This window comes from Nocardia exalbida NBRC 100660 (assembly GCF_000308575.1).
Classification (GTDB): Bacteria; Actinomycetota; Actinomycetes; order Mycobacteriales; family Mycobacteriaceae; genus Nocardia; species Nocardia exalbida.
This window is the reverse complement of the sequence record NZ_BAFZ01000063.1, coordinates 12,572-29,555: the sequence shown is the minus strand read 5'-3', so window position 1 is coordinate 29,555 and position 16,984 is coordinate 12,572. Positions and strand designations below refer to the sequence as shown.

3 protein-coding genes and 1 pseudogene (1 of these 4 only partly in view) are annotated in these 16,984 nt (G+C 70.6%); all 4 read right to left on the bottom strand.

The annotated features are described in order from the left end of the window. Positions 1–13: 13 nt before the first annotated feature. Complete coding sequence (locus ON29_RS34830; RefSeq protein ID WP_051175255.1) at positions 14–1,945, bottom strand: thioesterase domain-containing protein; 1,932 nt, start codon at positions 1,943–1,945, stop codon at positions 14–16. Then, entirely contained in the window at positions 1,942–13,995 is a 12,054-nt protein-coding gene (locus tag ON29_RS35395; protein WP_040867019.1) for a thioester reductase domain-containing protein, read from the bottom strand. The genes ON29_RS34830 and ON29_RS35395 overlap by 4 nt, the downstream gene beginning before the upstream one ends. Continuing rightward, on the bottom strand, positions 13,992–14,360 hold the full coding sequence (locus ON29_RS37775; protein WP_373283881.1) for a ketoacyl-synthetase C-terminal extension domain-containing protein: 369 nt from the start codon (positions 14,358–14,360) through the stop codon (positions 13,992–13,994). The genes ON29_RS35395 and ON29_RS37775 overlap by 4 nt, the downstream gene beginning before the upstream one ends. Further along, positions 14,337–16,984 (bottom strand): annotated as a pseudogene (locus ON29_RS37100) (beta-ketoacyl synthase N-terminal-like domain-containing protein); its annotated part runs 12,555 nt beyond the window's last position; the annotation flags it as partial. The pseudogene ON29_RS37100 and the gene ON29_RS37775, both read right to left, overlap by 24 nt.

The following is a 16,984-nucleotide window of genomic DNA, read 5'->3' as shown; positions in this document are numbered from 1 at the left end:
CTGCATCCCTTCATCAGGCGGATACCGCGTGGGGGCGGACAGCGGCGAGCTTGTCCGCGAGCGAGCCGAGCAGCGCTGCCCGCTGCTCGACGAGGAAGAAGTGACCGCCGGGCAGTAACTCGGTGGAGCGCAGTCCCGGCAGGACGTCACGCCAGGCCTCCAACTGCGTGACCGCCACCTGTCGGTCGTCGCGGCCACCGAACAGGTGGGCCGGGCACGACGGCGCGGCGGCGGGAGCGAACCGGTAATCGTCGAAGATCTCGAAATCGCTGCGCAAGGCGGGCAGGAACAACGCCATCACCTCCGGGGTCTCGCGCACCTCGGGCGGGATTCCGCCGTAATGACCGACCGCGGCGACGAACTCGTGATCCGGCAGATCCGACAAGCGCCCCGGCCGGGGAAGGTGCGGGGCCACCGCGCCACCGAGGAACAGCGCTCGCGGCGCGATCGGGTCGGGCAGGCGGCGGGCCACCTCGTAGGCGGTCAGCGCGCCGAGGCTGTGACCGAAGAAAGCGAACGGGAGATCGGTCAGCGGCAGGACCTGGGCCACCGCGGCGTCGACGAGGTCGGTGAAGCGGCGGATGGGTGTCTGCGCCAGATGACGCTGCCGGGCGGGCAGTTCGACCACGCACAGCTCCACCCAGTCGGGCAGCTCGCGCCGCCACGGCGTGTAGGCGGCGGCTTTACCGCCGGCGAACGGCCAGCAGAACAACCGCAGGCTTGCAGTACCCGCTGTCTTGCGATGGATGGTCAGCCCATCCGTCTCGGCCGGTCGCGCCGATCCGCGGGTGGCCGAAGTTGCTCCCGAAGCCGGATCAGTCCCTACCACAGCAGTTTTCGGTTGCGGGGTGGTCGACCCTACCGGCGACGCCGAATTGATCCCGGGCGTGATGCTGTCCGGTTCGGGGACGGCCGACACTGCCACCGACACGGAAATCGTGCCAGAGGCGATGCGTTCCCGCTCAGGGGCCGACGCTGCCACCGTAGCCATAGCAGGCTCGACGGCGGCATGTTCAGATCCCGCCTCGCCGCGGACGGCACGCAGATCGCCCACCGTCGCGATCCGGGTCACCGGCGCACTCAGCGTGGCGAAGAACTTCGACAGCGGCGCCGACGGGCCGACTTCGTAGCGGGGGCTGCCCGAGCGCAGCAACGCGCGCATGTTCGCCGTCCAGCGCACCGGAGCGGAGATCTGGCGCACCAGATGCTCGGCGAGGGTTTCGGGCCGGTGGAACTCCCCGGTGTAGTTCGAGGTCACCGCGACCGAACGCTCGGCGCGGATGCGCGGCGCGCAGTCGGTGAGATGTCCGGCGAACTCCGCCTCGATGCCGCGCATCCACCGGGAGTGGAACGGCGCGCTCACCCGCAACGGGACGAAACGCAACTCCGGATGACGTTCGGCCAGGACGGCGCGCGCGGCCGCGACCGCCTCGCGCGCACCGCTGATGACCAGCTGATCGGTCGAATTGTCGTTGGCCACCTCCGCGCCTGCCTCGGCCACCAGCTCCGCCACCCCGGAGCCGGCGATATCCGGCCGGATCAGCGCGGCCATCGCGCCCACACCCTCCGGCGCGGCACGCTGCATCAGCGCCCCACGCGCGCGCACCAGGCGAACCCCGTCGGCGAGTTCGAACACGCCCGCCGCGACCAGCGCGGCATACTCGCCCAGGCTGTGCCCGCCGAAAGTGACCGGCCGGAAACCGAATTCGGTCACCAGCACCCGGTACGCGGCGATTTCCATGGTCAGCACGCACGGCTGGGTGTACTCCGTGCGATGCAACCGCGGATCGCGCTCGGCGCATATCCGCAGCAGGTCCTCGCCCACCGCGGCGCTCGCTTCGGCGAAAGTCTCACGGGCGACGGGGTATTCGGCGCAGAAGTCCGCTCCCATCCCCGTGCGCTGGGCGCCCTGGCCGGGGAAGACGATCGTGCACTCGGCGCTCATCGCAGCACCTCCGCGGCCGGCTGGGCCCCGCGCGGTGCCGGGATGTATCCCACCTCGGCGCAGTGCGCCAGATACACCCGCACCAGATCCTCGGTCGGCGGACAGTCGATGCCCGCGGCGCCGAGCACCCGCCGGGTGTAGGCGCAGTCGGCGTAGGAGCTCTCCTCGTAGTGGATGGTGCCGAACAGCTCGATGCCGTACTTGAACATCTCCAGGGTCTGGCTGTCGTAGACCTCGTCGCTGCCCAGCCGGTAGATCTGCCGGTCGGTGGCCCGGCGATGGAATTCCTCGAGCGGCACCAGATCCACTTCGTAGCCGGCGCGCTGGACATAGCGGACCACGTCGTAGTAGCGCCGGATATCGGGGTTGGTCAGGTGGTAGGTCTCCCGGTAGGTGGGGCGGTGCAGGGCGATGTGCACGATCGCGGCGCTGACGTAATCGACCGGGGTGATGTCCCAGTGCACCGGCGTCAGCATCGTCTCGCCGGTCTCGATCATCGTCTTGAGGATGTCGTAGTACGCGCCTTTGACGCTGACCTCGGAGAACGGGTACCGGCCGGTGCGGCTGTCGCCCATGATGTTTCCGGGGCGCACGATGTCCCACAGCAGTCCGCGCTCGCTCGCCGCCCGGATCAGCTTCTCGGACTCGTACTTCGTCTGCTGGTAGGGCAGATGGTCGTAGCCTTGGCCCAGTTCGAGATCGCGCTCGGTGAACGGCGGGTTGTTGAAGTTGAGCCGATCGCCCAGCGCGCTGAAGCTCGACACGTACATCAGGTACTTGCCTCGTGAGCGCAGCGCGAAGTCCACCGCGCGGCGGGTGCCTTCGACGTTGATCGGGGCCAGGGCGTCGTAGAAGGTGACCAGGGTGGTGCGGCCGGCGGCGTGGATGGTCAGGTCCACCTCGTCGGCGAGCCGGTGCCAGGTGTCCTCGTCCAGGCCGAGCCGTTCGCTGGAGACGTCGCCGAGCACGGTGGTGACGCGCTCGGCGAATGCCCGTTCGAGGGTCGCGTCCGGATCGTAGGTGGCCAGGAAGTGCTTGATCCGCTGCTCGGCCACGACCACGGTCTTGCCGCGCACCAGGCAGGTCACCCGCACGTCGGTGCGCGTGAGCAGATCGTGCAGCAGCTTGCCGCCCAGCACACCGGTCACGCCGGTGATGAAGACCGATCGCACCGGGATCGGGGCGTCCATGGTCACCGCGGGAATGTCCTGCTGGGTCACGGTGGCCGCGCTGACGGCGGTGGAGCGCGGGGCGTCTTGCGCCGCCCCGGTGATGATGCCCTCGGCCACCAGATAGTGCGACAGTGACGCGATGGTCGGATACAGCTCGGTCGATTCCGCCGGGATCTTGACGTCGTAGTGCTTCATCAGCCGGTTGAGCATCCGGACGGTGGCCACCGAGTCGAACCCGAAGTCGGTGAAATCCGCGTCGAGGTCGAGATCGGCCGGATCGGTCTTGGTCAGATCGGCGAAGATGTCGCGGATGTGCTCGGCGAGCCGATCGCGCAACGCGCTGTCGAATTCGTCGCCGGACGGCTCGGTGGCGACCGATTCGAGGGGTGTCTGCGCCGGTTCGGCGGGCACCGGTATGTCTCGGTGCGCTGCGCCGTTCGTGGAGTGTCCGTTGCGCCGATCCGCCGATGGCGGCTCGGTTTCTCGCGCGACCACCGTCTTCGCGACCACCTGCGATACCGGGTCGGTGCGCCGCTGGTAGTCCTCGGGGACGATCCAGTACCTGCGCCGCGCGAACGGATAACCGGGCAGGCTCACGATCCGGCCGAACGGCCGCCCGTAACCCTGTTCCCAGTCCACGGTCCACCCGTCGGCCCACAACTCGGCGACCCGCGGCAGATTGCCGGAGCGCAGCAGTGCGCCCACCTCGGCGCGCTCGGCATCCGACTCGCCGGGCAACTCGTCGAGGTCGCGGTGGGTGCGGGCCACCCCGCGGAAGACCAGCAGGCCTTCGGCCGGTGCCGGTGCGCTCGAATCGGCTGTGCTGTCGAGCAATTCCACGAGTTCGGTCGTGGAGGTGGCCACCACCGCGAGGCGATGCTCGAATGTGGCTCTCCCGACGGCCAGCGTCCACGCCACGTCGGGCAGGGGAAGCGGATGCTCGCGCAGCCGGTCGGCGGTGCGTGCGGCCAGTTCCGCGAGCCGGTCGGCGTCGCGCGCGGACAACACCACGATCCTCGGTCGCCCGTCTTCGGTAGTCGGCGCGACAGGCTCGGCGTCGGTGAGGATCACATGGGCGTTCGAGCCCCCCGCACCGAACGAGCTGACGGCGGTGACGCGGGGCCTGCCGTCGGCGGGCCGCGGCCATGGCGTGGGCCGGTCGATGACGCGGAACGGAGTCTGGGTGAAGTCGATTCCCGGGTTCGGCGGGTCGCTGTGCAGATTCGGCGCGATGGTGTCGTGGCGCAGTTGCAACAGCGCCTTCACCACGCCCGCCGCACCCGCCGCCGCTTCCAGATGCCCCACACTGGATTTCGCCGAGCCGATGCCGCAATAGCCACTCGCGGACGTCGAGCGGCGATACGCCTTCGTCAGCGCCGCGATCTCGATGGGATCACCCAGCGCGGTACCGGTGCCGTGGGCTTCCACGTAACCGATGTCGCCCGCGTCGACGCGCGCCGCGTCGAGCGCCCGGCCGATGAGGTCGGCCTGAGCGACCGGGTTGGGGACGGTGAACCCGTTGGTGCGCCCGCCGTGGTTGAGGGTGCTGGCGCGGATCACGCCGTAGACGCGGTCACCGTCGGCGCGCGCGTGCCGCAACGGTTTGAGCACGAGAGTGACCACACCCTCGCCCGGCACGTAGCCGTCACCGCCCGCGCCGAACGACCGGCAGCGGCCGTCGGTGGAGGCCCAGCGGCCGTAGCCGAGCAGCAGGTACTTGCCGGGGTGGATCGACACGTTCACCCCGCCGGCCAGCGCGTAGGCCGCTTCGCCGCGGCGCAGGCTCGCGCAAGCCAGATGCAGCGCGGTCAGCGATGCCGAGCACGCCGTGTCGACCGCGAGACTCGGGCCGTTGAAGCCGAAGTGGTAGGAGACCCGGTTCGCCACCGCGAAATAGCCCGAGATCGGCACACCGACGAATGCCTGATACTCGGCGTAGCCCACGCCGGCGAAGACCCCGGCGTCGGGCAAGCCACGGGCCGCGGCGCTGCGGCGCACCCGCTCCGGCGAGTAACCCGCATCTTCCAGCGCTGCCCAGGAGGTTTCGAGGAACAGCCGTTGCTGCGGGTCCATCTCCTCGGCATCTTTGGGGGTGATGCCGAAGAAGCGGGCGTCGAACTTGTCCACGTCGTCGAGGAACCCGCCCCAGCGGGCGTAGGTTGTGCCCGGCTCGTCGGGATCCTCGGACAGGTATTCGCGGTGATCCCAGCGGTGCGGCGGGACCTCGACGATGCAGTCGCGGCCCGCGCTCAGGTTGGCCCAGAACTCCTCGACGGTGCCCGCCATCGGGAACTTACCCGCCATGCCGATGACGGCGATGTCCTCGGAATCGTGCGCATCATCGAGGATCGGCTCGGCGGGTTCGGCAGCAACGCTTTCCGGAGTAACCGTGCGCGCTGCCCCGGGTACGCCGGCGGGCGACGGCGTCACGGCAGCGGGGTCGGCGGTGAGGGCGGCCACGCGCGGCGAGTGCTCGTCGGCGAGATAACCCGCGAGGTCGCGGACGGTCTGATATTCGAAGAACAGGGTGCTCGGCAGCGGACCGAAATCGGATTCCAGCCGGTCGTTCATCTTGCTGATCAGCACCGAATCGATGCCGTAGTCCTGCAACGGAATGCGGGTGCGGATCCGTTGCGGGTCGAGTCGGCAGTACTGGGCGAGTAGACCTTTGAGGTAGGTTTCGGCGGCCTGTCGCAACGGCGAGACCCCGGTAGCGGGGCTCACGAGTCCATGCGGCTGCCGGTCGGCAGCGGACGGCACAGATCCACGCGTTGGGTCGTGGTCGACATTCTGGTGTCCGCGGTCGCCCAGGGGTGCGGCCGCCGGTACCGCCGAGCCTCCGGCGGCCTGTCGCGGTGCCGAAGTGCCATCGAGTGCCCTCGTCTCGGGCGCGAACGCCGCCGGTACGGGGGCGGTGTCGCCTAGTCCAGAAACATCGTGGAAGCGCCCAGCCTCGACCGCGTATGAAGGTGGACCACTCGCCTCCGGCGCCCAGCACCTTTCTCGGTCGAACTCGTAACCGGGCAGATGAATACGGCGCGCGGCCGGGTCGATCCAGCCCGCGTGTTCGACATGTCCGCCCTCGACCCATTGCCGTGCCGCTGCTACCGGGTCGTCCAGCACGATGGCTCCGGCCCGGTCCGTGGACGGGGTGTCGATGGTTCCGGTGAAGACGCCTGCCGGACGGTCGCCCTCGGCGAAAGCGGCCAGCCGCGCCGCGATCGCGTCCACCGAGTCTGCGACCACGGCGAGCCGATGCTCGAAACCGGCGCGCCCGAATGCCAGCGTGCGCGCGATGTCCGCGGGCGCCAGCTCCGGATGCGCGGTCAGGTGCCTGCGCAGCGACCGTGCCATCCGGGTCAAGCTCGTCGCGCTGCGGGCCGAGAGCACCACCAGCTGCGGGCCGCCCGGTATGTCACGGCGGGCCGTCACCGGCTCCGGTGCGCCATCCACCACCACGTGCGCGTTGGTGCCGCTGAAACCGAAAGAACTGATCGCGGCCCGCCGTGGTGCGCTGTTCCACGCGCGCAGCTCGGTGTTGACGAAGAACGGCGACTCGTCCAATCCGAGCAGCGGGTTCACCGAATCGACGTGCAGCGAGGGCGGCAGCTGTCCGGCGCGCATGGCCAGCAGCACCTTGAACAGGCTCGCCATGCCCGCGGCATGCGAAGCGTGCCCGATATTCGATTTCACCGATCCCACCGCCACGGCGCCGATCGCGCCGGTGTAGCGCCGGAAGGCGGCGGTGAGCGCCTCGATCTCGATCGGGTCACCCAAACGTGTTCCGGTGCCGTGCGTTTCGACGTAACCGATGGTGGACGGATCGATCCCGCCGTCGCGATACACGGCCAGTTCCAGTTCGGTCTGCGAACGCACGCTCGGGGCGGTGATGCCATTAGTGCGGCCGTCGTGGTTGATGCCGATCCCGCGAATCACCCCGTGGATGGGGTCGCCGTCGCGTTCGGCGGCGGCCAGCGGTTTGAGCACCACCACGCCGACGCCCTCGGCGATTACGAAACCATCGGCGCCCGCGTCGAAGCTCGCGCACCGGCCACGTGGCGACAGCATGCCCATCGAGGAGGCGAGCAGGTGGTACTCGGGCGTCACGAACACCGCGACGCCCCCGGCCAGCGCGAGTTCCGACTCGCCCGCGGCGAGGCTGCGGCAGGCCTGGTGCAACGCGACCAGCGCCGAGGAGCAGGCGGTGTCCAGCCCCAGACACGGACCGGTGAGATCGAGGTGATAGGCCACCCGGGCGGGCAGGATGGCCGGGCTGTTGCCGGTGAACATGTGGTGGGAACCGGCCGCTCCACGGTTGCGCAGCAGGTTGGCGTAGTCCGACCCCGGCGACCCGGCGAACACCCCGCACCGGGTGCGCCGCAACGACTTCGGGTCGATGGCGGCGTCTTCCAGGGCCAGCCAGCTGTGCTCCAGGAACAGCCGCTGCTGCGGGTCCATGTAGTCGGCTTCGGCGGGCACCAGGTCGAAGAACGCCGGATCGAACTCCTCGACACCGTCGAGGAATCCGCCCCACTTGGAGTAGGTCTTGCCCGGGGTCACCTGCCCCGCCCGGAAGTAGTCGGCGATCGGCCAGCGCGTGACGGGAACCTCGGTCACCGAGTCCCGGCCATCGGCGAGATTGCGCCAGAACTGCTCGAGGTTCGCCGCGCCCGGGAACTGCCCGGACATGCCGATGATGGCGACGTCCATCGATGCCGACCTCTCGCTGGACTGCGCGGCCCGCGCAGCGACGGTTCGGGCGCCCGACGGCGCCACGTTCGAGACGGGAGATGTCCGGACGGGCATCTGTGCCGCCGGCGTGCTCGCCGCCGTGGCTCCTTGTCCGGCCAGGTGAGCGCTGAGCAGCCGTACCGACGGATGGTCGAACACCACCGTGGGGCGCAGCGCCGAGCCGTAACGGGCGTTGACCCGGTCGATGATCTTCACCGCCAGAATGGAATCGACGCCGTACTCCGACAACGGCAAGTCAGCACGCACCTCACCGCGCGCCACACCCAGTCCATCGGCGACGATGGCGACGAGTTCGGCCTCCAGCGCCGCAGCATTGCCGGGCTGCGCGGATGCGCTCACCGCGGCGAGCTGTTGCGCGGCGACCGAAGGTTCGGCCTGCCGGATGGCGGCCGGTTCAGCGGCCGCCGCGAAACGGGGTTGCGCGGTGGCCGCCGGTTCGGCCGCGAAGTGGTGTTGCGTGACGGGAGCTGGTTCGGCTGCCACTTCCTGGGGGAGCGGCGGACGGGCGGTGTCCGCGAGAGAGGGCTGCGCGGTCGTGGCCGGTGCGGCGACAGCGGGAGCGGCCTGCGCGGTGGCGCTGACCGCGGCCAGCAGCCGGAAACTCGGCTCCTCGTCCGCCGACAGCCCGGGACCCCACGAACGGACTCCGGAGAATCCCGCCGCGGACAGCGCGGCCTGCCATCGCGCCTCGGACAGCAACGGGGAGTGCGGGATACGCGCCTCCGGATCGCGGTAGGCGTGCCAGCCCTCCAGCAGCCCGAAGGTCAGCGCCAGCACCTCGAGGTCCGTGGTCGCCTCGGTGAACGCGAGCACACCGCCGGGCGCCAGCAACCGCCGGATGTTGCGCAGGGTCGCATCGATCGACCGCGTCGCATGCAGAACGTTGGCGCACAGCACCAAGTCGGCTTCGTGCGCGGAGAATCCCTGCGTGACCGGATCGGCGTCGATATCCAGCACCGCGAAACGCAGGTTCTCGCGCGTGCCGAAGGTGCGCCGTCCGTGCGTGAGGAAACTGTGCGAGACGTCGGTGTAGTGATAGTGGAACGCGATTCCGCGCGCGGTGAGCGCGTCGAGCACCGCGTGCGTGGAACCGCCCGTCCCCGCACCGATTTCCACTATCCGCAGCGGCCGCGTGCCACCGGGCCGCTGCCCGACCGCCGACACCAATTCGGCGAGTAGGCCGTTGGTGAAGTCGTAGGCGGCGTTGCCTCGATAGATCGCGCCCACCAATGCGAGGTCGCCGCCGGGGAACAGCACCTCCGTCGCGGACAGCTCCCCACGCAGCACGCGCGGATACGCCGCGAGGCAGGCATCCAGCAATGCCACGTAGGGCGCGGTTTCCGGGAAGCGGGCCAGCAGGTCGGCGCGCATCCCGCCGGTGCCGGGTGGCGGGCCGGGGACCTCGATCCGGTCGTCGTGCCGGCGCACGAGCCCGTGTCGTTGCAGGATGTCCAGGCAGCTGGTGCGCAGCCGATCGAACCCCGGTCGCACTCCCAGGCGCGCGTCCAAGGCTTCCTGAGTCCACTCCCCCGTAGTGAGTCCCATGTCCGTGAGGGTGGCGAACAGCAGCATCGCCGCGTAACGGCCGAGTTCGGCTCTCCCGGGCTCCACGATGCCGGTGGGCTGCAGCGCCGCCTCGAATCGCCGCACCGCGGTGTCGAAGCCCGAGCGCGGCGGCGCGATGATCCAGTAGTCCGTGCGCTCGAACGGATAGCCGGGCAACGGGATCCGGCGCCGCGGGCCGCCGCGCCCGCGCCAATCGATGTCGGCGCCCGCGACCCACCGGAGGGCCAGTTCCTGGTCGTCGGTCGCCGGCGCGAGCGGCGGCTGGGTTTGCGCTTCGACGGTTCCGGTGACCACGGGACCGATTTGGCCGGTGCGGAACCGGTCGAGTGCGTCGGCCACCTCCGCCGGGGAGGAGGCGACCACCGCGAGACGGTGTGCCAGCGCGGGCCTGCCCACCTGCAAGGTGCGCAACGCGTCGAGGAAGTCCGCGGGATCGAGGGTGCGGAAGTGCCGCGCCATGGTCTCGGCGTAGCGGTGCAGCCGCTGCGGGGTGCGCGCCGAGAGCACGAAGATCTCGGGTTCCCCCCTCCCGGACGGGGCGATCCGGTCGTCGACGAATTCGGCGAGCACCACATGGGCGTTGGCGCCGCCCGCGCCGAACGCGCTGATGCCAGCGTGCCGCGCCACCGCGACGCCGTCGACGGTGCGGCGCGGCCAATCCTCCAATTCCCGTGGCAGGTGGAACGGCACCGAGTCGAACGCGATGGCCGGATCAGCCTGCGCGGCGTGCGGCGTCGGCGCGATTCGGCCGTGGCGCATCTGCAACAGCACCCGGGTCAGGCCCGCGACGCCCGCGGCCGCTTCCAAATGGCCGATGTTCGACTTCGTCGACCCGAGCGCGCGGGAGCGACCGCTGCCGCCGGACCTGCCGAACACCGCAGCCACCCCGGCGATTTCGATCGGATCGCCGAGCGGTGTTCCGGTGCCGTGCGCCTCGAGGTAGTCGATGGCGGCGGGGTCGACCCCGGCCGCGCGCAGGGCTTCGCCGATCACCTCGGCTTGCGCTCCGGGATGCGGCACGCTGTACCCCGAGGTCTGCCCGCCGTGGTTGACCGCGCTGCCGAGAATCAAGCCGTGGATGGTGTCGCCGTCGGCGCGGGCTGCCGACAGCGGCTTCAGATACATCGCGCCGACGCCCTCGCCGGGGACATAGCCGTCGGCGCCGGCGGAGAAGGGCCGGCACCGGCCGCTGTCGGACATCATGCCCAGGCTGTGCAGCAGCAGGAACTTGTCCTCGTGCAGCAGCAGATTCACCCCGCCCACGATCGCCGCGTCGCATTCACCGTCCAGCAGACTGCGCCGCGCCAGATGCAACGCGGTCAGCGACGCCGAGCACGCGGTGTCCACGGTGAGGCTCGGGCCGCGCAGGCCGAGGGTGTAGGAGGTGCGGTTGGCGATGGACGACGGGATGGAAGCCACCGCGACGGGATCGCCGTCGCGGGTGGCCGCGACCCCGAGCAGCCGGTAGTCGCTCCAGGTGGCGCCCACGAACACACCGACGCGGCGTGCCCGCACGGCCGGATCGGTGTGGTGGTAGCCGGCGTGCTCTAGCGCCGCGTACGCCTGCTGCAGGAACAAACGCTCCTGCGGGTCCAGCAGCGGCGCCTGGACGGGCGGGATCCGGAAGAACTGCGGGTCGAAACCGCCCACGTCGCGCACGAATCCGCCGATCATCGGCGGCGCGCCGGGAGTGCCCTGGACGGCGGTGAGCCACCAGCGTTCGGCGGGGACCGGGCGCACCGCGTCATGCCCGTCGCGCAGATTGCGCCAGAACTCCTCGATGTCGTCGGCGTCCGGATAACGGCCGCTGATGCCGACGATCGCGATGGGTTCCTCGGCAGGCGCACGGTGCTCGTCGCCCGCTACGGGCTCGGCGGCAGGGGCGGTGGACGCGGCTGCCGGTTGTAGTCGTGCCCGCAGTGCTTCGGGCTCGCCCCATACCGCCGCGAGTTGCGCGCGGTCGAGCGTGGCACACGACAACAGCAGGTCGATTCCGGTCGCGGTGGGCAGCAATCCGGCACCGGCCCGCCGCAGCGCGGCGATCTGCTCGGCGGGCGGGCGCATGCCGCCCTCGGCCCACAGCGGCCAGTCGACGCTGATCGTCCGGCTTCCGGCCCGATCGCGCTGTTCGGCGAGGACGTCCAGATAGCGGTTGGCCGCCGCGTAATCGGCCTGCCCGGGATTGCCCAGCACCGCAGAGACCGAGGAGAACAGCACCGTCAGCCGGGCCTCCGGCAGCGCCCGCGTCAGGTGCTCGACGCCGTAGACCTTCGGCGCCAGAACGGATCGCGCGTCGTCGCGGCCGGTGCTCGACAGCAGCCCGTCGCGCAACTGTCCCGCCCCGTGGTAGAGCACATCGACCGGTCCGAAGGTGGCGTGGGCTATCGCGGCGACGCGTTCGGCGTCCGCGGCCACCGACACATCGGCGCGCACATGAACGGCTTCCGCGCCGAGGCCGGCGAGTTCGCCGAGCAGTCCGGCGGCCGCCGCGTCGAGCGGACGGCGCGACACCAGGACCAGGCGGGCGCCGTACTCGCCGGCGAGGCGGCGAGACAGCTGCTGCCCGATTCCACCGAAGCCTCCGGTGACGACGACCACCGATCCCGGGCGCAGCACCGCGTCGCCGGAACTCGGCATGGGGTCGGTGAGCAGGCGTGCCCGGCGGACCTGGCGTCGTCCGCCGTGGTAGCGGATCTCGGTGTCGGGATCGCGTTCATCGATGCCCAGCTCGGCGGCCACGAGGTCACCGATCGCCTCGGCGGGGTCGCGCTGCACGGCACGCAGAAGCGGTTGCGGCTGCTCTAGCCGAAGCGTGCGCGCCAAGCCGCCCAGGAGTGCGCAACTCGATTCACCCGCGGGGGTAGCAGGCGTGAAAGCGAGCACCCGGCGCACCGGCGACTGCGGCACCCCCGCCGCCGCGCGCAGTAGATCGCGCAGCGGCAGGTACACCCGCTCGATCAACGTCTGCGGATCCGTGGCCGCTTCGGGCCACAGATACAACGCGGCGTCGAAGCGCAGCCGCCGTGCCGTCAGCTGTGCGACCAGCAGCTGCATGTGCTGCGAGTTCGCCGGGTCGACGACGAAAGCGTCTGCACCGGAGACGAATTCGAGACCCGGCCGGACCCGGATGACGGTGACGGCCTCGTCGTGCGGGTAAGGGTGCTCGGCGGTGTCGAAGACGAGCAGCCCCTCCGGTTCGCGACGCGGATGCGTGGTGGCGTCGGGTTCCCAGTCGAATCCGAAGGTGATCAGCTCGTCCGCTCCTGCGGAAACCGCGACGGCTGTGACCGCTTCCGTCGGCGGCTCGGCGGTGCGCACGTCCGCGACGGATTCTGTTCCGGTCACGACGGGCTCCCCGAAGGCAGTACCGGCGGCGGGATGCGCTGTGGCGTCACGGGGCCGGTAATTCGTGCCGACGGTGTCGGCGAGATGTCCGGCCAGCACCTCGATGGTCTGGTACTCGAACAGCAGCGTCGGATAGAGCGGCTCGCCGACTCGCGCCTCCAGCTCCGCGGTCAACCGCAGCAGGCGCCCGGAATCCAAGCCAAGCTCATAGAACCCCACATCCGTCGCGATGCCGGCGGGATCGGCGCCGAGTTCGCCCGCGACGAGAGCAGCCAAGTCGGCGCTGATCACCGCACGCGGATCACCGGAGGCAACGGCCACAGGGGTGGAAGCGGTCGGTCGCGGCGGGGATGCCGACTCCGGCGGTGTCAGCAACCGCTGAATGTCCGCGCTGCCCCGCACCCGCTTGGAGGTCAGCCGATATCCGACCACCGGCGATCCGTCTCGGTCGTAGAGGGCTACCTCGGCTTCGAGCAGGTCTCCGCGGTGCCCGCCGCCGCGGACCGTGGCCCGCACGAAGACCTCCTCGGGAGTGGCCCGCCAAGCGCGCACGTCACCGAAGTAGATCGGGATGAACGCGCTGTCGTCGTCCACGCCGAGGCGATGCGGGTCGATGAACGGCACGATCGTGGAGGCATCCAGGAACGTGGGATGCAGCAGGAATCCGGGCAGATGCGCGGCGGCCTCGGGGCCGAGACCCAGTGTGGCGGTGACCAGGTCGTCGCGGCGGTCGAAATGTCCTGTGGCGCGCATGAAGTCGCGATGCTCGATACCCCGGCTGCCGCTCTGGGCGTACATCTCGGCCATACCGCGCGCCTGCGCCGACGCCCGGAACCCGGCCACATCGATACCGGGTGGTTCGATGGCCGAATCAGCGAGCAGCACAACACATTCTGCGACCGGCTCGCTCGGCCCGACGGGCTGGCCCGCCGCGTCCAAGCGTTGCACGTCGATGGCGATGCGGCCGGACGGGCGATCGACCCGGAACGCGATGCGCACGGCGCCGTCGTCACCGAGGGCCACCGGACGCTGGAACAACGCCTCCCGGATCGTCAGGTCACCGGGCCGGTACCCCGCGGCCATCGCCGCACGCAGGATCATGTCGAGATACACCACGCCCGGCAGAATGCGGACACCGTGCACCCGGTGGTCACGCACCACGGGGTCCTCGGCTCGCAGAGTGGTGGCGAAGCTGTCCAGGTCGATTCCGCTCATCGCAGCGGCTCCACCCGCAGGAACGACGGCGCGGGTGCGCTCGGCGTCATCGGGACCACGATCCGCGGCGCGGGCTCCGTCGATGTGCTGGGAACCGTTTTCGGCAGCATGAAGCTCCTCTTGCGGAAGGCGGGTGGATCCAGGGGATGGCGCGTCGGCCGGTGCCCGTCGGGCGCCTGTTCGATGACGAGGTGGGCATTGGTGCCGCCGAAGCCGAACGAGCTGACGCCCGCCGCGCGGGGCCTGCCGTCGGCCGGCCGCCACGGGCGCAGTTCCCGGTTGACCTGCAGCGGCGAACCGGTGAACTTGAAACGCGGATTGAGGTTGTCGCAGTGCAGCGACGGCGGCAGCGCCGCGTGGTGCACGGCGAGGATCGTCTTGACCGCCCCGGCGATGCCCGCCGCGGACAGCAGATGGCCGATATTGGTTTTCACGCTGCCGACCGCGCACGGCTCCGGGCCCCGCGAGCGGTCGCCCAGCACGGTCGCCAACCCTTTCAGTTCGATGGGGTCGCCGATCATGGTGCCGGTGCCGTGCGCCTCGAGATACGACAGCGCGTCCGGCGACATGCCCGCCGCCTCGAGCGCCGCGGTGACCACCTCGATCTGCGCGCGCATGTTCGGGGTGGTGATGCCCATGGTGTGCCCGTCGTTGCCGATCGCCGAGCCGCGCAGCACCGCGTAGACCCGATCGCCGTCGGCGAGGGCGTCGTCGAGTCGTTTGAGCAGCAGCAGCGCCGCACCTTCGCCCGGGACGAAACCGTCGGCGTCCTCGGAGAACGTCGCGCACCGCCCGTGCGGCGAGAGCACACCCGCCGCCGACAAGGTGACGAACGGCATCTCGTCGAGCAGCACCTCCACACCACCGGCCAGCGCCGCGTCGACCTCGCCCGACCGCAGCGCCTGGCAGGCCAGATGCACCGACAACAACGACGACGAGCACGCGCTGTCGAGCACGACATTGCCCGCGTGCCAGTCGAAGAAGTCGGAGATGCGCGCGGCGATGAAGTTCTGCCCGATACCGATCACGGTGTGCCGGTCGGGCACCGGAATCCGGTTGAAGTAGTTCGCCGCCCGGCTGCCCGCGTAGACGCCGACCCGCTTGCCCGCCAGCTCGTCACGCCGGTACCCGGCATCGGTGGTGGCCAGCACCGAGGTCTCGAGCAGCAGCCGCTGCAACGGGTCCATCTGCCAGGCGAGTTCGTCGGTGACCGCGAAGTACTCCGGATCGAACAGATCGACACCGTCGACGAACCCGCCCCACTTGCTGTTGGTCAGCCCGGGCCCGCCGGTCGGGCGGTAGAACCGGGCGGGATCCCAGCGAGCCGGGTCGACCTCGCGGATGCCGGACGCACCGGCGGCCAGCAGCCGCCAGAACGCCTCCGGAGTGTCGCCGCCGGGCAGCCGGCAGCCGATGCCGATCACGGCGATCGGCTCGGCTGCCCGGCCGCGGCGTGCGTCGGCAGCCCAGGTGGCCGCGGTGGGGCGTGACTTTCCGCGCTGCTCCGTCTGCGGTGGGGCGCTGGACGGACGCTGCGGGTCGGCAGGCGAATCCGGTGGCGGTGCGGGCGCGAAGCGTTCCGGATACTGCTCGGTCAACAGACTCGCCAGCTCGTCGAGCGTCGGGAATTCCAGCACCAGCGCCGGGTCGAAGGGCTGACCGACGACCTGCTCGATCCGGCGCACCGCCGAGGCGATCAGCACCGAGTCCGCGCCGTACTCCTCGAACCGTTTGTCGCCCTCGAAACGGGCCGGGGCCAGCTTCAATTCGTCGGAGAAGATCCGGAGCAACTCCTGATACGCCTCGGTGGACCCGGTCGCCGCCACCGGCCGCGCAGCCGGTGCGGCCGCCGTTTCCGGCGCTGCCCGACCGGTGCGTGTCGAAAGATCCGCTGCCGCACCGTGATACGGCAATACGACAGGTGCGGGCAGTCCGAGCACCGCGTCGAGCAGCTCGAACCCCTCCGCGGCACTGAGCGCCGGAAGGCCGGTGGCCCGATAGGCCGCGCTGGTCACCTCACCGAACCCGGTGCCACGGAACGACGGCCACTCCACCGACCGGAAATAGGGCCGTCCCAGCGCGTGCTGGGCTTCGGCGAAGCGGTCCAGATGCGCGTTGGCCATCGCGTAATCCGACAGACCCACCGCCAAGGCGGGCAGCACGGCCGACACCGACGAGAACAACACGAAGAAGTCCGGACGGTCGGCGGCCAGCACGTCGGCGAGGACCGCCGTACCCGCCAGCTTGGGTTCGAGCACGGTCGCGATGGCGGGGCCGGTCTTGCGCACGAACGCCGGACTCTCGCCGGAAACGCTTCCCGCGCAGTGCAGCACACCACCGATGGGACCCAGCTCGCGCCGCAGCCGGTCGAAGAACCCCGACAGCGCCGTCTCGTCGGTGAGGCTGCCGAAGTAGGTCCGCACCGCGACGCCGCGGTCACGCAACGCGACCAACCGCCGCACCTTCTGCGCCACCGGCCCGGATCCGGCGGCCGCGCGGTCCCATTCCGGTTCCGGCGGCAGCGGATCCCGGCCGAGCACGGCCAAGCGGCGCGCCCCACGCTCGACCAGCGCCGTCGCGAACTCCGCGCCGAGTCCGCGCGTCCCGCCGGTCACCACGTAGGTGCGGGCGGGATCGACGACGAGACCCGCACGTGCGGACGCGTCCGCCAGTTCGACGGCTTCGCGGATTCCGTCCCGATACCGCACCCGGGGGCAGCTGTCCTCGGTGGCGGCGCACTCCGCGCCCAGGATCGCCAGCAATCGCGCGGGATCGGCGCACACCGCCGCTCGCTCGGCGAGCACATGGACGCTGCGCGTGCGCACGTCACGGATTTCCGCGGCGAGCGCGGCGACCAGACCGCCCAGCGGCGCGGCTTCCGGGCCGTCGGCACCGACGTGGCCGCCGCAAACATGCACCAGCGCGAGCGAACCGGCGCGCGCCTCGAGCACACCTTGATACAGCCCCATCCGGCCGAGATCACCCGTGG

Coding starts and splice junctions, on each gene's coding strand:
- ON29_RS34830 (WP_051175255.1), bottom strand. CDS start 1,945: ATGAGCGCCGAGTGCACGATCGTCTTCCCCGGCCAGGGCGCCCAGCGC.
- ON29_RS35395 (WP_040867019.1), bottom strand. CDS start 13,995: ATGAGCGGAATCGACCTGGACAGCTTCGCCACCACTCTGCGAGCCGAG.